Source organism: Niallia sp. Man26 (genome assembly GCF_022049065.2).
Classification (GTDB): Bacteria; Bacillota; Bacilli; order Bacillales; family Cytobacillaceae; genus Niallia.
Map to the genome: position 1 here is coordinate 1,431,849 of NZ_CP095743.1, position 22,034 is coordinate 1,453,882.

The 22,034-nt window shown below is 39.4% G+C and carries 26 protein-coding genes; all 26 read left to right on the forward strand.

Features of this window, described 5'->3' with window-relative positions:
- The first annotated feature begins 10 nt into the window (after positions 1-10).
- The 26 genes from flgD to tsf all read left to right on the forward strand — a co-directional run bounded on the left by flgD (position 11) and on the right by tsf (position 21,875).
- The gene (flgD, locus tag L8T27_RS07130) at positions 11-649 is read left to right on the forward strand and encodes a flagellar hook assembly protein FlgD (RefSeq protein WP_233314396.1); all 639 of its coding nucleotides are present in this window, start codon (positions 11-13) and stop codon (positions 647-649) included.
- A gap of 11 nt (positions 650-660) precedes the next feature.
- Positions 661-1,047 carry a TIGR02530 family flagellar biosynthesis protein gene (locus L8T27_RS07135; protein ID WP_233314395.1) on the forward strand — a complete coding sequence of 129 codons (387 nt, stop codon included), beginning with the start codon at positions 661-663 and terminating at the stop codon, positions 1,045-1,047.
- A gap of 92 nt (positions 1,048-1,139) precedes the next feature.
- Positions 1,140-1,922, forward strand: coding sequence for a flagellar basal body rod protein FlgG (flgG, locus tag L8T27_RS07140; RefSeq protein ID WP_237941184.1), 783 nt, complete (start codon positions 1,140-1,142; stop codon positions 1,920-1,922).
- 57 nt (positions 1,923-1,979) lie between these two features.
- The gene (locus L8T27_RS07145; protein ID WP_237941185.1) at positions 1,980-2,204 is read left to right on the forward strand and encodes a flagellar FlbD family protein; all 225 of its coding nucleotides are present in this window, start codon (positions 1,980-1,982) and stop codon (positions 2,202-2,204) included.
- Positions 2,191-2,619: a flagellar basal body-associated protein FliL gene (gene fliL, locus L8T27_RS07150; RefSeq protein WP_233314392.1), complete on the forward strand. Its 429-nt coding sequence runs from the start codon at positions 2,191-2,193 to the stop codon at positions 2,617-2,619. The genes L8T27_RS07145 and fliL overlap by 14 nt, the downstream gene beginning before the upstream one ends.
- A gap of 36 nt (positions 2,620-2,655) precedes the next feature.
- Positions 2,656-3,654, forward strand: a complete 999-nt coding sequence (gene fliM / locus L8T27_RS07155) for a flagellar motor switch protein FliM (protein ID WP_233314391.1) — start codon at positions 2,656-2,658, stop codon at positions 3,652-3,654.
- Complete coding sequence (fliY, locus tag L8T27_RS07160) at positions 3,644-4,828, forward strand: flagellar motor switch phosphatase FliY (protein ID WP_237941186.1); 1,185 nt, start codon at positions 3,644-3,646, stop codon at positions 4,826-4,828. The genes fliM and fliY overlap by 11 nt, the downstream gene beginning before the upstream one ends.
- A gap of 30 nt (positions 4,829-4,858) precedes the next feature.
- Positions 4,859-5,221, forward strand: coding sequence for a chemotaxis protein CheY (locus L8T27_RS07165; protein WP_233314389.1), 363 nt, complete (start codon positions 4,859-4,861; stop codon positions 5,219-5,221).
- Positions 5,222-5,251: 30 nt separating this feature from the next.
- The gene (locus L8T27_RS07170) at positions 5,252-5,953 is read left to right on the forward strand and encodes a flagellar biosynthetic protein FliO (protein ID WP_237941187.1); all 702 of its coding nucleotides are present in this window, start codon (positions 5,252-5,254) and stop codon (positions 5,951-5,953) included.
- On the forward strand, positions 5,946-6,611 hold the full coding sequence (gene fliP, locus L8T27_RS07175; protein ID WP_233314387.1) for a flagellar type III secretion system pore protein FliP: 666 nt from the start codon (positions 5,946-5,948) through the stop codon (positions 6,609-6,611). Before L8T27_RS07170 ends, fliP begins: the two co-directional genes overlap by 8 nt.
- 15 nt (positions 6,612-6,626) lie before the next feature.
- Positions 6,627-6,896 carry a flagellar biosynthesis protein FliQ gene (gene fliQ, locus L8T27_RS07180; protein ID WP_233314386.1) on the forward strand — a complete coding sequence of 90 codons (270 nt, stop codon included), beginning with the start codon at positions 6,627-6,629 and terminating at the stop codon, positions 6,894-6,896.
- A gap of 4 nt (positions 6,897-6,900) precedes the next feature.
- Complete coding sequence (fliR, locus tag L8T27_RS07185) at positions 6,901-7,674, forward strand: flagellar biosynthetic protein FliR (protein ID WP_233314385.1); 774 nt, start codon at positions 6,901-6,903, stop codon at positions 7,672-7,674.
- A 4-nt stretch (positions 7,675-7,678) separates the two neighbouring features.
- Positions 7,679-8,761 carry a flagellar biosynthesis protein FlhB gene (flhB, locus tag L8T27_RS07190; RefSeq protein ID WP_233314384.1) on the forward strand — a complete coding sequence of 361 codons (1,083 nt, stop codon included), beginning with the start codon at positions 7,679-7,681 and terminating at the stop codon, positions 8,759-8,761.
- Between the two features lie 49 nt (positions 8,762-8,810).
- Complete coding sequence (gene flhA / locus L8T27_RS07195; RefSeq protein WP_237941188.1) at positions 8,811-10,847, forward strand: flagellar biosynthesis protein FlhA; 2,037 nt, start codon at positions 8,811-8,813, stop codon at positions 10,845-10,847.
- Positions 10,844-11,998: a flagellar biosynthesis GTPase FlhF gene (flhF, locus tag L8T27_RS07200; protein ID WP_237941189.1), complete on the forward strand. Its 1,155-nt coding sequence runs from the start codon at positions 10,844-10,846 to the stop codon at positions 11,996-11,998. Before flhA ends, flhF begins: the two co-directional genes overlap by 4 nt.
- A gap of 1 nt (position 11,999) precedes the next feature.
- Positions 12,000-12,863 carry a MinD/ParA family protein gene (locus tag L8T27_RS07205; RefSeq protein ID WP_233314381.1) on the forward strand — a complete coding sequence of 288 codons (864 nt, stop codon included), beginning with the start codon at positions 12,000-12,002 and terminating at the stop codon, positions 12,861-12,863.
- Positions 12,864-12,873: 10 nt separating this feature from the next.
- Positions 12,874-13,980, forward strand: a complete 1,107-nt coding sequence (locus tag L8T27_RS07210; RefSeq protein ID WP_282581429.1) for a protein-glutamate methylesterase/protein-glutamine glutaminase — start codon at positions 12,874-12,876, stop codon at positions 13,978-13,980.
- A 21-nt stretch (positions 13,981-14,001) separates the two neighbouring features.
- Entirely contained in the window at positions 14,002-16,038 is a 2,037-nt protein-coding gene (locus L8T27_RS07215; RefSeq protein WP_237941190.1) for a chemotaxis protein CheA, read from the forward strand.
- A gap of 46 nt (positions 16,039-16,084) precedes the next feature.
- Positions 16,085-16,555, forward strand: coding sequence for a chemotaxis protein CheW (locus L8T27_RS07220; protein ID WP_233314379.1), 471 nt, complete (start codon positions 16,085-16,087; stop codon positions 16,553-16,555).
- Positions 16,555-17,193, forward strand: a complete 639-nt coding sequence (locus L8T27_RS07225; protein WP_233314378.1) for a chemotaxis protein CheC — start codon at positions 16,555-16,557, stop codon at positions 17,191-17,193. Before L8T27_RS07220 ends, L8T27_RS07225 begins: the two co-directional genes overlap by 1 nt.
- Positions 17,193-17,690: a chemotaxis protein CheD gene (locus L8T27_RS07230; protein ID WP_282581430.1), complete on the forward strand. Its 498-nt coding sequence runs from the start codon at positions 17,193-17,195 to the stop codon at positions 17,688-17,690. Before L8T27_RS07225 ends, L8T27_RS07230 begins: the two co-directional genes overlap by 1 nt.
- A gap of 540 nt (positions 17,691-18,230) precedes the next feature.
- Entirely contained in the window at positions 18,231-18,995 is a 765-nt protein-coding gene (locus L8T27_RS07235; protein WP_267913299.1) for a FliA/WhiG family RNA polymerase sigma factor, read from the forward strand.
- An 18-nt stretch (positions 18,996-19,013) separates the two neighbouring features.
- Complete coding sequence (locus L8T27_RS07240; protein WP_233314376.1) at positions 19,014-19,319, forward strand: hypothetical protein; 306 nt, start codon at positions 19,014-19,016, stop codon at positions 19,317-19,319.
- 14 nt (positions 19,320-19,333) lie between these two features.
- Positions 19,334-19,918, forward strand: a complete 585-nt coding sequence (locus L8T27_RS07245; protein WP_237941191.1) for a hypothetical protein — start codon at positions 19,334-19,336, stop codon at positions 19,916-19,918.
- Positions 19,919-20,060: 142 nt separating this feature from the next.
- Positions 20,061-20,762: a 30S ribosomal protein S2 gene (gene rpsB, locus L8T27_RS07250; protein ID WP_233314374.1), complete on the forward strand. Its 702-nt coding sequence runs from the start codon at positions 20,061-20,063 to the stop codon at positions 20,760-20,762.
- 228 nt (positions 20,763-20,990) lie between these two features.
- On the forward strand, positions 20,991-21,875 hold the full coding sequence (gene tsf / locus L8T27_RS07255; protein WP_233314373.1) for a translation elongation factor Ts: 885 nt from the start codon (positions 20,991-20,993) through the stop codon (positions 21,873-21,875).
- The last annotated feature ends 159 nt before the right edge of the window (positions 21,876-22,034 follow it).

Below are 22,034 nucleotides of genomic sequence, written 5' to 3' on the forward strand. Positions count from 1 at the left end.
GATTTACTAATTGGCAACTAAAATCGATGATTCTTCCCTTTATTTATCAAACTATCAGAATCAAACAAGTAATACGGGTAGCACAAGTCTGGGCAAAGATGACTTTTTAAAGATTCTTATTACGCAATTGCAAAACCAGGACCCGACAAACCCGATGGAAGATAAAGATTTTATAGCTCAAATGGCTACATTTTCAAGCTTAGAGCAAATGACAAATATGAACACAACAATGAGTAATTTCATCTCCTTGCAAACACAATCGAACTTGATTTCCTACGGACAGTTTGTCGGCAAGGAAGTTTCATGGACGAAAGTGGAAACAGGTGAAAATGGTGAACAATCCATTACATCTGGAAATGGCAAGGTTGCATCTATTGCTTATAAAGGAACAGATGTTGAATTTACGCTTGAGGATGGCACTGTTGTCAACCCTGGAAACATTTCGACTGTACACAGTGAATCTGCTGACAATAATTTAGTAACAGCAAGCCAGCTAATCGGCAAAACAGTTTCCTACATGAATGCAGACAACGAAGAAATTAGCAGTGTCGTTAAGTCAGTATCATTAAAAAATGGCCAAATCCAGCTTATATTGGATGATGACAAACAAAGCCAGATAACTGCAGGACAAATTACGAAAATTGAATAGGAAGTGATTAGATGGATAGACCTATTTATCCTTCTTTAAAATCACAGGCCGTAATCAATAGTGGCATAAAGACAATTAAATCAAACAGCAGCAATGCTTCTTTTTCATCACATTTACAAACATCAATGCTCTCACTCGATAAACTGTCAATCAGCAAGCATGCATCACAACGTCTCGAACAGCGAGGAATCGTGATAGATGAGGAACAGTGGAAGCAGATTGAACAGAAAGTGAAACAAGCAAAAAAAATGGGAGTCAAGGAATCACTCGTTTTGCTTAATGATGCAGCATTAATCGTCAGCGCAAAAAATAATACAGTGATTACGGCAATGAATCGTAAAGAAGCAACTGAGCAAATATTTACAAATATAAATGGCACAATAATTATGAATGAATAAAAAAAAAATCATTAGGGAGTCAGGCTGGACTGTAATGGAGGCCTAGCTGTGGATAGATAGAAGCAGCTTTTTACTAGAAAGGGGAAAATTAAATGTTACGTTCACTATATTCAGGAATCAGCGGTATGAAAAACTTCCAAACTAAGCTTGATGTTATTGGAAACAATATTTCTAACGTTAATACTTATGGCTTTAAAAAAGGGAGAACAACTTTCAGTGATCTTATCAGCCAAACATCTGCAGGTGCAACAGCTCCAACAGCAACTGCAGGCGGTATCAATTCTAAGCAAGTTGGTCTAGGTTCTCAAGTTGCTTCCATTGACACTATTCATACACAAGGAAGTATGCAAACAACTGGGAGAACGCTTGATTTAGCGATTTCCGGTGATGGATATTTCGTGGTACAAGATGCTGCAGGCTCTAACTTCTATACAAGATCCGGTAACTTCTACTTTGATGCAGACAGAAACATTGTAACATCAAGCGGATTGAAATTAGCTGGAGCAGGCACGATTCCTGAATCAGCACAATCCTTCAGTATCGGAACAGACGGTAGCATCTCATATGTGGATGAAAATGGTGAAACACAAGATGCAGGTCAAATTCAGCTTGCGAAGTTCTCTAACCCAGAAGGCTTGGATAAAGCTGGTGGCAACACTTACCAAGTATCCGGTAACTCTGGTGAAGCTACATTGACTTTTGCAAATGAAAACGGAGCTGGAACAATTAACAGCGGTTATTTAGAAATGTCCAACGTTGATTTATCTGAAGAATTTACAGATATGATTGTTGCCCAAAGAGGGTTCCAATCTAATACAAAAATCATCACTACTTCTGATGAAATCCTGCAAGAATTAGTTAACTTAAAACGATAATAAAAGGAGGAGCAGGAGAGGCAGATAAGTAGAAATCCCCCTCTCCTGTAAATAACAGTGATAAATGTTACTCGATTAAACGGAAAGACTTTCAAGCTTAATGCATTATTTATAGAAACAATAGAATCCTTCCCAGATACAACCATTACATTGGCGAATGGGAGAAAGTATGTTGTGAAAGAAAAAGAAGAAGAAGTTGTTAAGTTAATGAGAGCTTTTTATCAATCTGTTAACCTTTTTGGATTACCGAACTTGGGAGAGAGAGACGATGAAGAACAATAAAGTCCTTGTTATTATGTTAGTTTTAATACTGACAATTGCTCTTGTTGGAGCAGGAGCATTTGTGTATATTTGGAAATTTTCAGGAGAGAAAGAGGAGAAAGAACCTACGATTGATGAAGTAGTGGAAGCTTCTATTGATATTCCTGAATTAACAACCAATTTAGCAACCGATAACTTCATCCGCATATCCTTTAAAGTGCAAACAGATAGTAAAAAAGCGGCAGAAGAACTAGAAAAACGAATTTTCCAAGTTCAGAATATTATCATTCAAGAGCTTTCTGAAAAAACACCGAAAGATATGCAAGGTAAAGAAGGTCAAGTTAAGTTGGAAAATGATTTGAAAGAAAAGATTAATGAGTTAATGCAAGAAGGTAAAGTAGTGCAAGTATATATAACAAATTCTCTTCTCCAATAATAATGGGATGAATGATGAGATTTGAGGTGAAGGTTTTTGTCAGGAGATATTTTATCCCAAAATGAAATTGATGCATTATTGTCTGCGTTGTCATCAGGTGAGATGGACGCAGACGAATTAAAGAAAGAACAGCAAGAGAAAAAGGTTAAGGCTTATGATTTTAGAAGAGCTCTCCGTTTTTCTAAAGATCAAATCAGAAGTTTGACTAGAATCCACGAAAACTTCGCAAGACTTTTGACGACATATTTTTCTGCTCAGCTCAGAACATTAGTGCAGATTTCGGTTACTTCAGCAGATCAGATTCCTTATGAAGAATTTATCCGGTCTATACCGAAAATGACGATTCTGAATGTGTTTGAAGTCACACCGCTTGATGGAAGAATCTTGATGGAAGTGAACCCGAATATTGCTTATGCAATGATGGACCGCATGATGGGCGGTAAAGGAACAAGCGTCAATAAAGTAGAAAACTTGACGGAGATTGAGTCGAAGATTATGTCGAATACATTCGAGCAGGCCTTCGATTACTTAAGAGAAGCATTAGAGGATATTGTGGAAATTGAACCGACGCTGTCAGAGTTTGAAGTGAACCCGCAGTTTTTGCAAATGGTTTCTCCAAACGAAACAGTTGTCGTTATATCTCTAAATACAACAATCGGTGATACAAGCGGAATGATAAATATCTGTATCCCGCATGTTGTGTTAGAGCCAATAATACCGAAGCTGTCTGGACACTATTGGATGCAGACAGAAAAGAAAGCACCTGTGCCTGAAGTGGCTCAAGCGTTGCAAAATAACATTCAAAAATCGATTGTTCCTGTCGTTGCTGAACTTGGAACATCGGATATTTCTATCCAAGACTTCCTGATGCTTGATATAGGGGATGTTATTGAGATGAATCAAACGATAGATCAACCCTTGATTATTAAAGTTGGAGACATACCTAAATTTATCGGACAGCCTGGAAAAGTGAATAAGAAGGTTGCTGTACAAGTATTAGGGACTTTAGAAAGGGGGAAAGAAGATGGTGAGTAAAGATATGCTTTCACAAGATGAAATTGATGCTCTATTAAGAGGGGATAATCCTGAACCGCAGGAAGAATTAGCAGTGGAGGATTACTTAAATTCAATCCAAGAAGATGCACTAGGTGAAATTGGAAATATTTCATTTGGAAGCTCTGCAACAGCACTTTCTACGCTTTTAAATCAAAAGGTGGACATCACAACGCCTAATGTGACGGTTGTCCTGAAGAAAGACTTAGCAGAGGAATTCCCACATCCATATGTGGCAATCAGTGTGAATTATACAGAAGGTTTCTCTGGCATGAACCTGTTGGTTATCAAGCAATCAGATGCAGCTGTCATTGCGGATTTGATGCTTGGAGGTGACGGCACTAATCCGCCGGAAATGCTTGATGAAATCCAATTAAGCGCAGTTCAAGAAGCAATGAACCAAATGATGGGTTCAGCTGCTACATCTATGTCGACAATTTTTAGTAAAAAGGTGGATATTTCGCCGCCTGCTATCGACATCTTAAATTTGTCAGATGGAGAAGGAGCAGAAACGATTCCAGATCATGATATATTCGTCAAAATCTCTTTCCGTTTAAAAATCGGAGACTTGATTGATTCGAATATTATGCAGCTATTGCAGCTTGATTTTGCAAAAAGCCTTGTAGATAGTCTATTGAACCCGTCTGCAGAGCCTGCTGAACCGCCAGTTCCGGCCCAAGAAGAAGCACCACGGCCAGAGCCTGCTTTAGCGCCGCCAGTTCAACCTAGCTATGCAGAACAGAATTCGGCACCGGCACCAAGCTATGCGCCGCCGCAGCCACAAAGACAGCAGAGCACACCGCAGCACTTTGGGTCAAGCTACAGCGGAGCTCAGCCAAATGTACAGCCAGCAGTTTTCTCTAATTTCGAAACCTTCACACCAAATGAGAGTGAAGCAAGGAATTTGAACATGCTGTTAGATATTCCTTTAAAGGTTACAGTCGAGCTAGGCAGAACAAAGCGTTCTGTTAAGGAAATCCTCGAGCTGAGCTCTGGGTCTATTATTGAACTGGACAAGCTTGCAGGTGAACCAGTTGACATTCTTGTCAATAACAGGCTTATTGCGCAAGGTGAGGTTGTAGTTATTGACGAAAACTTTGGTGTTCGTGTAACAGACATTGTAAGTCAATCAGACCGCTTAAACAATTTAAAATAATCTAATTTATATTTATGGGGGTAGAGAGTTATGGCACAGAAAATACTAATTGTAGATGACGCAGCATTTATGAGAATGATGATTAAAGATATCTTATCTAAAAATGGATATGAGGTAGTTGGAGAGGCTGCAGACGGTGCACAAGCTGTCGAGAAATATAAAGAAACACAGCCAGATTTAGTGACAATGGATATCACAATGCCAGAGATGGATGGTATCACTGCATTGAAAGAAATCAAAAAAATCAATCCAAATGCGAAAGTCATTATGTGTTCAGCAATGGGTCAGCAAGCGATGGTTATTGATGCTATCCAAGCTGGAGCGAAAGACTTCATCGTTAAACCTTTCCAAGCGGATCGTGTTCTTGAAGCAATCGGCAAAACATTAGGATAATTTAGAAACAAATACTAGAGGGTGTCATACTTGAATACAAAACAGTTATTTATTAAATGTTCACTACTCTTAATTGTTCTGCTAGGCTTTAATCATCAAGCCTATGCAGAACAACTTGATAATAGTGTCTATGATGCAATTGAAAAAAATCAGAACCAAACAGAAGAAAACAATAAAAGTAATGAACAAACGGATAACGGCGGGACAGAAGCAACGACAGAAACTAATGATACTGCGGTAACAGAAGCTGGCGATGTGGGGCTTACATTTTGGGATTTTGTCAGAATGATTTTTGCCACTCTTTTTGTTATTGCACTGCTTTATGTTGTGCTCCGCTTTATTAACAAACGTAATCATGTGTTTAAAAGCACACAAATTATTGAAAATCTGGGCGGTACGACATTAGGTGCCAATCGATCTATACAAATTGTGAAAGTCGGCAAACGCTTGCTCGTGGTTGGAGTCGGCGAAAGCATCCAGCTTATAAAGGAAATAGACGATGAAGAGGAATATAAAAGCCTCATCAAAGACTATAACCAAAAGATGGACCAGCTTATACAGCCAAGCGATATTGTGACAAAGGTTATGAATGGCATAAAGAATTATCCTAACCAGAAACAGCAGCAACAATCTTTCGCCAGTCATTTAAAGAAGCAGTTGCAAGAGGTATCGAACGGCCGCAAAGAAATAATGAATGAATTGAAAAAGAGAGGTTCAGAAAAAGATGAATGAGTTTATGCAGCTTTTTAATGACAGTGCACCAGAAAATGTTTCCACTTCTGTGCAATTGTTATTGCTATTGACTGTCCTTTCTTTAGCTCCAAGCATCCTAATATTGATGACTAGCTTTACGAGAATCGTCATTGTTCTTTCCTTTGTCAGAACGGCGCTTGCGACACAACAAATGCCGCCAAACCAAGTTATCATCGGCTTATCCTTGTTTATGACGTTCTTCATAATGGCACCTACATTCCAAGAGGTAAACAAAACAGCCTTAACACCATTATTTAATGAGGAGATTAGTCTCGAACAAGCATATGAGAATGCAGCAGTCCCCTTTAAGGAATATATGAGTAAGCATACAAGACAGAAGGATTTAGCTTTATTTCTCAACTATTCGAAAGCGGAAACACCAGAATCTATCCAAGATATACCACTGACAACATTAGTTCCGGCTTATGCAATCAGCGAATTGAAAACAGCCTTTCAAATTGGCTTTATGATATTCATTCCATTTTTGGTTATCGACATGGTCGTTGCCAGTATCTTAATGTCTATGGGTATGATGATGCTGCCGCCTGTTATGATTTCACTGCCATTTAAAATATTGTTGTTTGTAATGGTAGACGGCTGGTATTTGGTAGTTGAATCTTTATTAGAAAGCTTTTAAGAAGGGTGATGCATCATGTCACAAGAAATGGTTATATCAATTGCGGAAAAAGGGGTCCTTACGGTTTTAGTCGTTAGTGGGCCATTGCTTATTATAGCCCTTGCCGTAGGGTTGTTAATCAGTATATTTCAGGCTACAACCCAAATCCAAGAACAGACGCTTGCATTCGTGCCAAAAATTGTTGCTGTCCTTTTAGGGATTATCTTTTTTGGAGCTTGGATGTTAAGCCATCTTTTATCCTACACAAGTGACATCTTTTCAAACCTGACAAGGTTTATAGGGTGAAGCTATGGAGGATTTTTTAGCAAAGTTCCCGGCTTTTTTGCTGATTGTTGTAAGGGTGACATCCTTCTTCCTTATGCTCCCTCTCTTTTCTTATCGGACGATACCGACAAGTCATAAAGTAGGTTTTTCATTTTTTCTTTCATTAATGATGTTTTTTGGAATGGAAACCCCAACATTAGAAGTGGACGGGGCATATTATCTCCTTATTATTAAAGAAGCGATGGTCGGACTGTTTATCGGTTTTCTAGCATATATGCTATTTTCAGCTGTCCAAGTTGCCGGGGGATTAATTGACTTTCAGATGGGATTTGCCATCGCCAATGTTGTTGATCCGCAAACCGGTACACAAAGTCCGCTGACAGGGCAGTATTTAAATATTATTGCTCTCTTTTTTTTATTGGCAATTAATGGTCATCATTTGCTTTTGGATGGTGTATTTTACAGCTATCAATTCATTCCACTTGACCAGGCATGGGTCAACTTCGGTGATGAAAACATCATGCAATATGCCGGAAAAACACTCGCATTAATGTTTGCCATTGCATTCCAAATGTCCATCCCAGTTGTGGGCGCGATCTTTTTAGTCGACGTTGCTCTTGGGATAGTCGCAAGGACTGTTCCCCAATTAAATATTTTTGTTGTAGGTGTGCCGGTGAAAATTGTGGTTGGTCTTATTATGCTGATCATTGTAATGGGTGCTATCATGGCATCTGTTTCCAATCTGTTTTCGACGATATTGACGACAATGCGGGATATGATGAATTTGATGGGAGGTTAGTAGCATGCTGTTAAGATTGGATTTGCAGTTTTTCTCTGGTGAAAAAACAGAAAAGGCCACACCGAAAAAAAGGCAGGATACCCGTAAAAAGGGTCAGGTTGCCAAAAGCCAAGATATAAATACTGCTCTCGTGCTGCTGGCTGTCTTTGCTGTCCTTAACTTTGTAGGCGGGTCGATGATGAAAGGGATAGTTTCCCTTCTGAATTTTTCCTTCCAGGATCTTATGCTCATGGATTTGACAGAACATAATATTAAAAGTGTCTTTATTGAGATACTAATACAAACGGCTGTAATTTTAAGCCCAATCATGGCAGCTGCATTAGTTGCTGGTGTGATTGCCAACTACTTGCAAGTTGGCGTGCTTTTCACGACAGAACCGATTAAGTTTAAGCTCGAAAAAATAAACCCGTTATCAGGCTTAAAAAGAATGTTCTCGATAAGATCCATTGTCGAACTGCTTAAATCTATCTTGAAAATTACTGTTATCGGCATTGTTACATTTGCTATTCTTTGGAACAAGCTGGAGGAAATTCTTCTCCTTTCCCAAAAGTCAATCGGGGCTACCTTAATTACCTTGGCAAAATTAACGGTTCAAATGGGGTTATACGGTTCTGGAGCACTGTTATTTTTAGCTCTTTTTGATTATTTATATCAAAAATATGATTATGAAAAAAACATCCGGATGTCAAAGCAGGACATCAAGGATGAATATAAAAACATCGAAGGGGACCCACTAATCAAATCAAAGATTAAACAGAGGCAAAGAGAGATGGCAATGCGCCGAATGATGCAGGATGTGCCGAATGCCGATGTGGTTATTACAAATCCGACTCATTATGCAATCTGTTTAAAATACGATGAAGATAAATACGATGCCCCGTATGTTGTTGCTAAAGGTGTTGATTTTCTGGCTCAGAAAATTAAGCTGATTGCAAAGGAACATGAGGTTATCACAGTGGAAAACAGGCCTCTAGCACGAGCACTGTACAGCCAAGTAGATGTTGGGGAAACAGTCCCTGAAGAGTTTTTTAAAACAGTTGCGGAAATACTTGCATATGTCTACCGCACAAAAAAACAGCATTCTTAGTCAGACCTTTAAATATAGATGTTTGGTTGTTAGTTAGGAGCGAAAATATATGTCTGGTAGAGATTTAACCGTCGTATTCAGCGTAATACTAATCATAGCGATGCTCATTATTCCATTCCCTACATGGTTGCTAAGCATCTTGATTTTGCTGAATATTTCTTTAGCACTATTAATTTTATTATTGACGATGAACATGAACGAAGCGCTGGAGTTTTCCATCTTTCCATCGCTCTTGCTTTTAATGACACTGTTCCGGCTTGGGCTGAACGTATCGACAACAAGATCTATCCTTTCCACTGGGGAAGCTGGCGGAGTTGTTCATACGTTTGGAACCTTCGTGGTCGGCGGAAACTTGGTTGTTGGACTTGTCGTCTTTGCCATCTTGGTTATTATTCAATTTATTGTTATCACAAAAGGGTCGGAGCGTGTATCAGAAGTTGCTGCCCGTTTTACTCTTGATGCGATGCCAGGTAAGCAAATGGCAATCGATGCCGATTTAAACGCCGGTCTTATTTCCGAGTCAGAAGCAAGAACACGCAGGGAAAAAGTCAGCAGAGAGGCTGATTTCTACGGTTCGATGGATGGTGCGAGCAAATTTGTTAAAGGTGATGCCATTGCCGGTATCATCATCGTCTTCATCAACTTAATTTTTGGGATTGTCATCGGGATGACACAGCTGGATATGCCAATAGCTGATGCAGCGCAAAACTTCTCGCTCATGTCTATCGGGGATGGGATCGTCAGCCAAATACCAGCCTTATTAATTTCAACTGCAACAGGGATTGTCGTAACAAGAGCAGCTTCTGACGGCAACTTAGGTTCTGATTTAACAAAGCAGCTACTATCTTATCCGAAAATGCTGTATGTAGCAGGCGGAACTATTTTTGTCCTTGGCTTGATTACACCTATTAATGACCTACTCACAATTCCTATTGCTGGATTGCTCGCTTTTGGAGGATACGCATTATCAAAAGCACCGAAACAGGATCTCGAGGAAATGCTGGAAATCGAAGAGGAAGTCCAGACAAACGAACTGAAAAGTCCAGAAAGTGTTGTCAGCTTATTGAATGTAGATCCGATTGAATTCGAATTCGGCTATGGGTTAATTCCGTTAGCTGATGCCAATCAAGGGGGCGACCTTCTTGACCGGGTTGTAATGATTAGAAGACAGTTGGCAATTGAGCTTGGTCTTGTTATTCCTGTTGTGCGCATTAGGGATAATATTCAGCTCCAGCCGAATGAATACCGTCTGAAAATCAAAGGCAATGAAATGGCAAGGGGAGAGCTGCTGCTTGATCATTACTTAGCAATGAGTCCAGGAATGGATGATGACTCTATTGATGGTATTGATACAGTTGAGCCGTCATTCGGTCTGCCAGCCAAATGGATAACCGAAACGGTTAAGGAACAGGCAGAGATTTTCGGCTATACGGTAGTTGATCCGCCATCTGTTGTTTCCACGCATATTACAGAAGTTATTAAAGCAAATGCTCATGAGCTGTTAGGACGTCAAGAAACAAAGCAGCTTGTTGATCATGTGAAGGAATCTTATCCAATCCTTGTAGAAGAAGTTACACCAAATCCATTATCAATTGGTGATATTCAAAAAGTTTTGGCTAAACTATTAAAAGAAAATGTTTCAATCCGCAACTTGCCCGTTATTTTTGAAACATTGGCTGATTACGGGAAAATCTCTAGTGATACTGAATTGCTGGCTGAATATGTAAGACAGGCTTTAGCCCGTCAGATTACTAATCAGTATTCAAGCAATGTGGATACACTGAAGGTAATTACTCTTTCAGGCAAAGTAGAGAAGCTGATAGCAGACAATATTCAGCAGACAGAGCACGGAAATTATTTAGCGTTGGATCCAAGTATATCTCAAGCTATTTTAGAAGCTGTTGCCTCACAAGTAGAGCAGCAATCTATTATGGAACAAGTGCCGATTATTTTGTGTTCACCTGCTGTGCGTATGTATGTGCGTCAGCTGACAGAAAGATATTTCCCGCAGGTTCCAATATTGTCTTATAACGAATTAGAAGCAAATGTGGAAGTTCAAAGTGTTGGGGTGGTGACGGTAGAATGAAAATAAAAAAATATGTTGCAGCAAGCATGCCTGAAGCGATGAAGCGAATTCGGGCAGAATTAGGTAATGACGCGGTGATATTGCATTCGAAAATCATTCACACCGGCGGTTTTTTAGGAATGTTTAAAAAAAGAAATATAGAAGTACTTGCTGCAATAGACCCTGAATTGGCAGAAGCAAAGGCACCAGTTGAAAAACCGATGCCAACACCGAAGCTGATTTCAAAAGTCGAGCGTAGTCCAATAGAGGAGCCTAAAGTGAAGGCTCCTGTTCTTGCAGATGATAACATCTTAAGACAGCTTGCCCAAATGAATGAAAATATTCAAAGAATGGCAGAAAGCGGTAATGCACTACAGATGGAGCTGCCGCAACAGCTAAAGTCAGTAATCGATCGCTTAAAGAAACAAGACCTAGATAGTGATCTTCAATCAAGTTTGACAGCAAAGCTGTTGGAAAAATGGTATTTAGCTGGAGCAAACAGCAGTGATGAAGAGGTGCGTAGCTGGGCACAAGAATTCCTTTATGAAGAGATGAATCAATACACATTTGGCGGATTAACGCTTACGAAAAAATTTGTGAATGTCATCGGTCCTACTGGTGTTGGAAAAACTACTACATTAGCCAAAATGGCAGCGGAATTTATGATGAAACATAACAAAAAAATCGGGTTCATCACAACAGATACATATAGAATCGCTGCAATAGACCAACTGAAAACATATGCCAATATACTCAATGTCCCAATTGAAGTTTGTTACAACTTAGAAGATTTTGAAAAAGCGGCCCAAAGCCTGTCAGACTGTGATGTCATATTAGTGGATACAGCTGGTAGAAATTTCCGCAACCAACAATATGTTCAAGATTTGAAAGAAGTGGTCGATTATAATAGAGACATGGAAACATTGCTTGTTTTGTCACTAACCGCAAAACAGTCAGATATGGAAGAAATTTATCAGCAATTTTCCTCGATTCATATCGATCAGTTTATTTTTACGAAAATGGATGAAACATCAACATATGGAGCCATGATAAACCTCGTGGTTAAATACAAAAAGGGTGTGGCATATTTGACTACAGGACAAAACGTTCCAGATGATATTATGCCGGCAAATCCCCGCGAAATTGCAAAAAGGATAATTGAGGTCGATTAATATGACAGATCAGGCGGCAATGCTCAGAAAAAGATTCGAACAGTTTCATAGCGATAAGAAGCAAAAGACATTAGCCGTTGTCAGCGGAAAGGGCGGAGTAGGGAAATCTAATTTTTCCTTAAATTTTTCCTTATCGCTTAAAAGAAAGGGCTATTCTGTCTTATTGATAGACATGGATATTGGAATGGGAAATGTGGACATTTTAATGGGTTCACAGCCAAGATATACGATTGTCGATTTTTTTAAGAATCACGCCTCCTTTTCTGATATCATCCATAGCGGTGCAGGAGGAATTGATTTTATTGCAGGAGGTTCAGGCTTAACTGATTTTCTTGACATGGAAGAAAGGCAGCTTGAAAGATTTTTTCAGGAATTCGAAAGTCTTATGCGTCAATACGATTATATTCTGTTTGATATGGGAGCAGGAATAAGCACAGACAGCCTTAAGTTCATTCTATCTGTTGATGACGTTATTGTTATAACGACACCTGAGCCTACATCTATTACAGATGCGTATGCTGCAATGAAATTTATTCACTTGCAGAAGGATGATATTCCCTTTTATATAGTTGTAAACAGAACAATTAGCACACTTGATGGAAAAGAAACATACCAAAAGCTTAAAAATGTCATGGGCCGATTTTTGGATAGAGATATTATCAATCTTGGGCCGATTCCTGATGATCAGAATGTGGCAAGAGCGGTAAGGAAACAAGTTCCATTCATTATTTTTAATGAAAACTCACAAGCCTCTAAAGCTTTGTCAGAAATAGCCGATAGATATTGTAAACAACAGTTTGCAGATCCTCAAGATAACAAAAGGCCGTTTATGGCGAAATTAAAGAGGCTGCTGTTTGAAAGGTAGTGGAGTTGCCGTGGGAAAAATTAATATCTTGATTGTTGACGATTCGGCGTTTATGCGTAAGCTTATTTCCGATTTTCTCACAGAAGACTCACGCATGTCGGTCGTAGGCACTGCCAGAAATGGTCAAGATGCATTAAAGAAAATAAAGGAACTTAAACCAGACGTGGTCACGATGGATGTCGAAATGCCAATTATGGATGGCATCAGTGCATTAGAACAGATCATGAAGGAAAATCCAGTCCCTGTCATCATGCTTTCGAGCACGACAAAGGTAGGAGCAGAGAATACGATTCAGGCGATGCAAATCGGAGCAATCGATTTTATAGCAAAGCCTTCTGGAGCGATATCTCTTGATTTATATAAGGTTAAAGAAGAATTAATTGAGAAGGTAATTTCAGCAAGCAAAGTGAAGCTCTCTAAATTGCTTCCACCGCAAGTGCAGGAAAAAAGTTCTATTATCAATCGTCCTACTTATAGTAGAATAGAACCAAAAGAAGTAATGCCAGTCAAACCAATTAAACCGACAGATCCGAGCTGGAATGCTGCAGCTAATAAACTTGTTGTTTTAGGAACGTCAACAGGCGGGCCAAGAGCACTGCAGCATGTTATTACAAAACTTCCTGCAAATATAAATGCGCCAATCTTGATTGTTCAGCATATGCCGGCAGGTTTTACCCAGTCACTTGCCAATCGCTTAAATTCTCTTTCAGAGATAACAGTCAAGGAAGCGGAACATGGAGAGACTATTCATAAAGGCGTCGCGTATATTGCACCTGGTGGATATCACTTAAAAGTGAAATCCTCTGGGAATAGCCTTGTCGTTCATCTAGACCAATCGGCACCTGTAAATGGTCATAGACCGAGTGTTGATGTCATGTTTGAATCGGCAAGTGAACTCGAAACCTATCATAAGCTAGCTGTTATTATGACTGGTATGGGCTCTGACGGCACGAACGGGCTGATCAAGCTTGTCAATAAAGGAAAAGTTAAGTCGATTGCAGAATCAAAGGAAACTTCCATCGTATTTGGAATGCCAAAGGCAGCCATTGCGACAAACTATGTAAATGAAATTCAAAATGTAGAAAATATCGCACAAACAATAATGAAATATGTATAAACGCCAAGGGGTGTAAACTATATGGAGATGAGTCAGTATTTAGAAGTATTTATTGAAGAAAGCAAGGAGCATTTGCAAACATGTAATGAGCAATTGCTGGAATTAGAAAAAAATCCAGAAAACCTACAAATTGTAAATGAAATATTCCGTTCTGCCCATACATTAAAAGGGATGTCGGCAACAATGGGATATGAAGACCTTGCAAGCCTTACCCACCAGATGGAAAACGTGCTTGATGCAATTAGAAACGAGAAAATTTCTGTTTCTCCAGAAGTTCTCGATGTTATCTTCCTTGCTGTTGATGACTTAGAGGCAATGGTGGAATCAATCGCGAGCGGTGGCGACGGAAAAAGAAACGTAGAAGAAGTTGTAAAGAAGCTCGCAGCAATAGAAAACGGCGAAGCATTTGTTGAGACAGGTGCTGAGGAAGCAGCTGCCGCTGTTGTGGAAGAAAAAGCATTAACGCAAAACAGCTATGACGAATTTGAGATAACAGTTATGCAGCAATCGAAGGAACAAGGCTTCAACGCTTACGAGATTGAAGTGTCACTAAGTGCAAGCTGCTTGTTGAAAGCAGCTAGGGTGTTCATGATATTTGAAGCATTAGAATCATTAGGTGAAGTGATTAAATCTAATCCTCCTGTTGAAGAGCTGGAAGAAGAAAAGTTTGAGAACTCTTTCATGGTTACAATTGTTTCAAAAGAAGAGCCTAGCCAAATTGAAGCGAAAATTATGAAGGTTTCTGAAGTTGAAAAAGTAGTAGTTAAAGAATTTGCTGCATTTGAAGTAACAGTTGCAGAAGAAGTTACAGAAACTGCTCCAGCAGTTCAGGAAACAGCGGTTGCAGCGGTAACACCAAGTGCAGCTCCGAAAAAAGAAGAGGAAAAACCTGCTGCTGTAGCGAAGCAATCAAGCAAAACAATCAGAGTTAACATCGAGCGTCTCGATATTTTGATGAATTTGTTTGAGGAGCTTGTGATTGACAGAGGAAGGCTTGACCAGATTTCGCAAGATCTGCAAGTTCAAGAGCTGCATGAGACAGTGGAAAGAATGTCCCGCATTACCGGCGACCTTCAAAATATTATCTTAAACATGCGAATGGTACCGGTTGAGACTGTATTTAACCGTTTCCCTCGTATGGTTAGACAGCTGGCAAGAGATTTGAACAAAAAAATCAATCTAGAAATCATCGGTGCTGATACAGAATTAGACAGAACGGTTATCGATGAAATCGGGGACCCGCTTGTTCACCTTATCCGAAATGCACTTGACCATGGTGTTGAGTCACCGGAAGTTCGAAGAGCGAACAATAAAAACGAAGAAGGTACAGTAGTCCTAAGAGCCTATCACAGTGGAAACCATGTATTCATTGAGCTTGAAGATGACGGTGCCGGCATCAATAAAGAAAAAGTCCTGCAAAAAGCATTAAGCAAAGGCATTATCACGCAAGAAACGGCTAATAGCTTAACAGATTCACAGATTGCAGAACTTATTTTAGCATCTGGCTTCTCTACAGCAGATAAAATTTCAGATATCTCTGGCCGCGGTGTTGGCCTTGATGTAGTAAAAAGCACGATTGAATCATTAGGCGGAACAATCACAATTGAATCACAAGAAGGAAAAGGCTCCTTATTCTCTATCCAGCTGCCATTGACACTTTCCATCATTTCCGTGATGCTTGTGGAAATTCAGCAGGAAAAATATGCGATTCCTTTATCATCTATTATTGAAACAGCAATCGTCAATAAGAACGATGTGATGCAAGCACATAATCAAACAGTAATTGATTTCCGCGGCAAAGTAGTTCCGCTTCTATTCTTGAAGGATATCTTTGAAGTTCCTGTTACGAAGGAAGAAGAGGAGTTCTATTCTGTTGTTATTGTGAGAAAAGGTGAAAAGCTGGCAGGATTTGTTGTTGACTCCTTCATTGGACAGCAAGAAGTCGTCTTAAAATCACTAGGTAATTATTTGACAAATGCATTTGCTATTTCAGGTGCAACTATTCTAGGAGATGGGCAAGTAGCCTTGATCGTTGACTGCAACGCCCTGATTAAATAACGTCAGAATTCATGCAAAGATAGATTGATAGAGAGGAAGAAATGAAATGGTAGAATCGGTTTCAACAGAAGTAAAACTGATTATTTTCGAATTGAAGGGAAAAGAGTATGCGATTCCTGTTAACGATGTAAGATCGATTGAAAAAATCATGCATATTACGAGAATCCCAAATATTGCTCCATTCGTAAAAGGAGTTATAAACTTACGTGGAGTTGTTACACCAATCATTGATCTGCGCAGGCGTTTTGATTTAGAAGAAATCGAGCATACAGATCAAACAAGAATTATCATCATAGCGATTGAGGACATGGAAGTTGGATTGATTGTAGATGCTGCCAATGATGTGGTTGATGTTAATTCAGACGATTACGAGCCAGCTCCAGAGGTTGTAGGAGGCAAGGAAGTTGATTATATCAGCGGCGTCGTGAAAGTGGACAAACGCTTGCTTATCCTTGTTAACCTTGAAAGAGTGTTCGATCGAGAAGAACTAAAAAAATATGCTAGAAGTGAAGTTTAATGAGCTTTACAGACAAGATTAATTCGCTTCATCTCGACATTTTGCGGGAGATAGGGAATATTGGGGCAGGAAATGCTGCCACCGCTCTGTCAAAGCTTCTTAATAAAAAGATTGATATGAAGGTTCCGAATGTAGAAATCGTTTCATTTGATGAAATGATGGATATGGCAGGCGGATCAGATAATATAGCAGCAGGAGTGTTCCTTAGAATTGAAGGGGATGCTCCTGGCAGCATGTTTTTCATGTTGCCGCTTGAACAAGCGACGAATTTCATCAGAGATATGATCGGTGATGAGACAGTCCAATTAGCTGAACCTCCATATGAAGAATTAGCATTATCTGCTTTGCAGGAGCTAGGCAATATTCTGTCAGGCTCTTATTTATCTGCACTTTCTGACTTTACAAATCTATCTTTATATCCATCAGTACCAGCACTTGCTATTGATATGGTCGGCGCAATTGTCAGCTACGGGCTGATTGAACTTTCGCAAGTGAGCGATTATGCTATCGTCATCAACACTGCCCTCAATGAAGATGAAAAATCAATTTCTGAAACAGTCAAAGGTCATTTTTTCTTACTTCCAGACCCAGACTCTTTTCATACCTTGTTTGAATCATTGGGAGTGAAGCTTGGATGATGATCGATCAGGCTGTTGTTATAAAGGTCGGTATTGCGGATATGAACACAGTAAAAGCACCGGATGTCATTCGTACTTCCGGGCTTGGCTCCTGTGTCGGCATTGTTTTGTATGATGAGAGAAGATCGATTGCAGGTTTGGCACATATAATGCTTCCTGACTCCTCTCTAAGCAAGAGCGGCCCAGTTAATATTGCTAAATTTGCTGATACTGCGATTCCTGAGCTTGTAAACAGACTAGGGGAACTGGGGGCTAGCAAGTTTTCCTTAAAGGCGAAAATCGCCGGCGGAGCGCAAATGTTCCAGTTTAGCGGAACAAGTGATATTATGAGAATCGGTCCGCGCAATGTAGAGGCAGTTAAAAAGGAACTGAATGCACTCAATATTAAAATTTACGGAGAGGACGTAGGCGGCAACAGCGGAAGAACGATAGAATTTAATCCTGCTACCTATGAGCTTGCGATTCGTACTGTAAATAAGGGAACACATATTATTTAAGGATTTATCAGAAATATCCAAAGAATAGGAAAGTCTGTCACTTAAAAGAGTGCAGGCTTTTTTGTTTACCATAAACTATTATATTAATAGTTCAAAAGAACTATATAAAACGAAAAATTCAATCCTTTTTTTTACATAAGGTAATTTTACAACAAAAATAGGTTAAATGTACTATTCCGCAGAAATTTCGACAATGTTAAAGTTTAATAGGTGGAAAGCTGTTTAATCACTTGAAGAAACGGGTTTTCAGCGTCAGTTTAAAAAACTGTTTTAATAAAAATGTAGGATAAGCGGCTTATCAAATTAAAGTAGTACAATTATCTTATTGAGTAGTAAAGTACTATTCTGTTTTAAATAATAAATGATTTGCATAAAAGTCTGCTCGGGTCAGGAAGTACCTGAAAGAAAAAGCCTTTCTTACACTTTAGCCGTAGTAGCTTTTGTTTAAAAGAAGGTTTTTAGTATGGGAATGGCTCAGAGCGTTCAAAATAAAGAAATAATACCAAATGGAATGGAAATGCTGTTTTGAGGAGGATGTTTATGGCAAGCGAGACGACGTTAGAGGAGAAAAATGCATGGGAGATGTGGATAACCACTAGAGATACAGATGCGTGCAACACATTGATAAAAAAATATATGCCCCTTGTTAGCTTTCATGTGCAGCGCATTTCTGTAGGTCTTCCTAAGAGCGTCTCAAGAGAAGAGCTGAACAGTTTAGGAATGATCGGCCTATATGATGCACTGGAAAGATTTGATCCTAAACGCGATCTGAAGTTTGACACATACGCGTCTTTTCGCATTAGAGGAAGCATTATTGATGGTTTAAGGAAAGAAGACTGGCTTTCTCGAGGCACGCGGGAAAAGACAAAAAAAATCGAGGCAGCAATTGAAAAGCTCGAGCAGAAAATGATGCGAAATGTGACAGTTCAGGAAATTGCCAATGAGCTCGATTTGTCGACAGAAGAAGTGTACTCGACGATGAATGAACATTTCTTTGCCAATGTCCTCTCCATTGATGAGCAGCTTAATGAATCGGATGAAAAAGAAGGCCCGACATTCGCCATCAGGGATGATAAAACAGAAATACCGGAAGAAAAAGTAATGAAGGATGAATTAATTAAGGAAATGGCATCCATGATTGAGACATTAAACGATAAAGAACAGCTTGTTTTAAGCTTGTTTTATAAAGAAGAGCTTACATTAACAGAAATTGGACAAGTCATGAATTTATCTACTTCCCGTATTTCACAAATCCACTCGAAAGCAATCTTTAAATTAAGACATTCATTAGAGAAGGTCATTTAAAGGGAGTGGGAAAGGGAAATGAGCTTAAAGGCGATTGAAATGCAGGTAGCCTTACCCCGCACATATGATGCTGGGAAAATCCAGGAGCAGCAGGACCAACGAGGGCAATTGATGAATAATCATGCCCTGCAAGCTACCTTGCAAGAAGAATTGAAAAAAAGGACAAGTGTTGTTAAAGGGGAAGAAAAGGGGAATGTCTCCAATAACAACCAACAAGACAGGGAGAGCGCAGATTTGCCGAAAGGGAAGAAGAAACGCACCCAGGAGGAGCTGTCCCTTCCTGATCACCCGTATAAAGGGAATATGATAGACTATAGTGGATAGATTGAGGGAATAAAATGGTTAATTTTCTGCTTGTTTTTAGTATTGCGTTAAATATATTGGCGCTGTTATGCATTGCGCTGTTGTTTATTAGACAAAACAGACTGGCTGCATTTGAAAGCCGACAAGAAAAAGCTTTGGAAGAAATGGAAGAAATCGTTTCGACATTTATTGCGGAAATAAAAGAAGAGAACGAATTGTTCCTGCAAAGAATTCATGAGCTTGATGAACAGCCGAAAAAAAGCCTGGAAGAAGCTGTCGAAGAAAAAGAGGACAAGAATGAGGAGCCTGCTTCATTTACAGTGCCAAAGGCGAATCCTTATGCAGCAGCAGTCAAATCCTATCAAACTTATGACAGTAACATAAAGCCAGATGATGTGGAAGAACTATTGGATCTTATTTTACCGCAAAGCGAAGTTCTTGCTGAAGATGACTCAATAGTAGAAGAAATAGAGCAAGAACCAAAGGAAATGTCCCTGCTTGAACAAGTTATAGAGCTTGAGAAGCAAGGCGAAACGATTGAACAGATTGCCAAAAAATTAAACAAAGGTAAGACAGAAATAGAGCTTTTACTGAAATTTAGACAAAATAATCAGGAATAGCTTGATTGTCTATCATACATATGCTATATTAAAAAACGGTGTTAATACACACGCTTTTGGATTTAATCATTGGTGCTGTTTATACAGTTTTGATTAAAAATGATAAAGGCGGAGGAAAACAAAACCATTAGGAGGAACAAACATGTCAGTAATCTCAATGAAACAATTGCTTGAAGCTGGTGTACACTTCGGTCACCAGACTCGCCGTTGGAACCCAAAAATGAAAAAATACATTTTCACGGAGCGTAACGGCATCTACATCATCGACCTTCAAAAGACAGTTAGAAAGGTTGAAGAAGCTTACAACTATGTGAAAGAACTTGCTGGTAACGGCGGAACTGTTCTTTTCGTAGGAACTAAAAAACAAGCTCAAGATTCAGTTAAAGAAGAAGCTATCCGTTCTGGTCAATACTATGTAAACCAACGCTGGTTAGGTGGAACTTTAACTAACTTTGAAACAATCCAAAAACGTATTGCTCGTTTGAAAGAAATCGAAAGAATGTCTGAAGACGGTACTTTCGAAGTACTTCCTAAAAAAGAAGTAGTTCAATTGAACAAAGAGCTTGAGCGCTTGGAAAAATTCTTGGGCGGAATCAAAGAAATGAAAAAAATGCCAGATGCATTATTCATTGTTGATCCACGCAAAGAGCGCATTGCAGTTGCAGAAGCGCATAAATTGAATATTCCAATCGTTGGAATTGTTGATACAAACTGTGATCCAGACGAAATTGATGTTGTTATCCCAGCGAACGACGACGCAATCCGTGCTGTGAAACTATTAACTGCAAAAATGGCAGATGCTATTCTAGAAGCTAAACAAGGCGAAGAAGTAACAACTGCTTAAGTCAAATAACTGTGTCTGCTAGAAAAACGAACAGCGCATAGAGATCACAATGTGGTCTTTATCAACCTAGTAGTCTTTTGCTAGACACACTAGTTTAGGGACTTGTGAAAAAGGTGATAAAGAGCAGCCCTCTTATCACCTTTTTTTAAAGAGAATTGCTTAAAAGCAATAATAAATGGAAAAACAATAAGTATACGTACATACGGAAAATACAAGGAGGCAATTAACATGGCTGTAACAGCTCAAATGGTTAAAGAACTACGTGAAAAAACAGGTGCTGGTATGATGGACTGCAAAAAAGCACTTACAGAAACAAACGGCGACATCGAAAAAGCAATCGATTTCCTTCGTGAAAAAGGTATCGCTAGCGCTGCTAAAAAAGCAGACCGTATCGCTGCAGAAGGTACTACTTACATCGCTGTAGAAGGTAACGAAGCAGTTATTCTTGAAGTGAACTCAGAAACTGATTTCGTTGCTAAAAACGAAGGTTTCCAAGTGCTTGTTAAAGAACTTGCAGCACATCTTCTAAGCAGCAAGCCTGCAACTGTAGAAGAAGCTGTAGCTCAAAACATCACTGAAGGAACTACTGTTGAATCTCACATCAATGCTGCTATTGCTAAGATTGGCGAAAAGCTTTCATTACGCCGTTTTGAAATCAAATCAAAAACAGACAGCGACGCTTTCGGTGCTTACCTTCACATGGGCGGACGCATCGGTGTTCTAACAGTATTAGAAGGCTCTACTGATGAGTCTGCAGCTAAAGATATCGCTATGCATATCGCTGCACTAAACCCTAAATACGTTTCTCGTGACCAAGTTTCTCAAGAAGAAGTGGAACACGAAAGAGAAGTATTAACTCAACAAGCTCTTAACGAAGGCAAACCAGAAAACATCGTTGCAAAAATGGTAGAAGGCCGCCTTGGCAAATACTTCGAAGATGTTTGTGTTCTTGACCAAACTTTCGTTAAAAACCCAGACCAAAAGGTTCGTCAATTCGTTGAGTCTAAAGGTGCAACTTTGCGTGAGTTCGTTCGCTACGAAGTAGGAGAAGGAATCGAAAAACGCGAAGATAACTTTGCTGAAGAAGTAATGAACCAAGTTAACAAAAAATAATATTTGTCGGATTCAATATAGGAACACTCCTGTGTTCCTTATATTGTGTATCATTCATGAAATGGTTAGTTGATTGGATGCGCTCTTCTTCCAAAACCACTGCTTTTTCCATCTTGGAAGAAAAGCAGCATGGAATGGCTAAAGAATGGTGTTTCGACA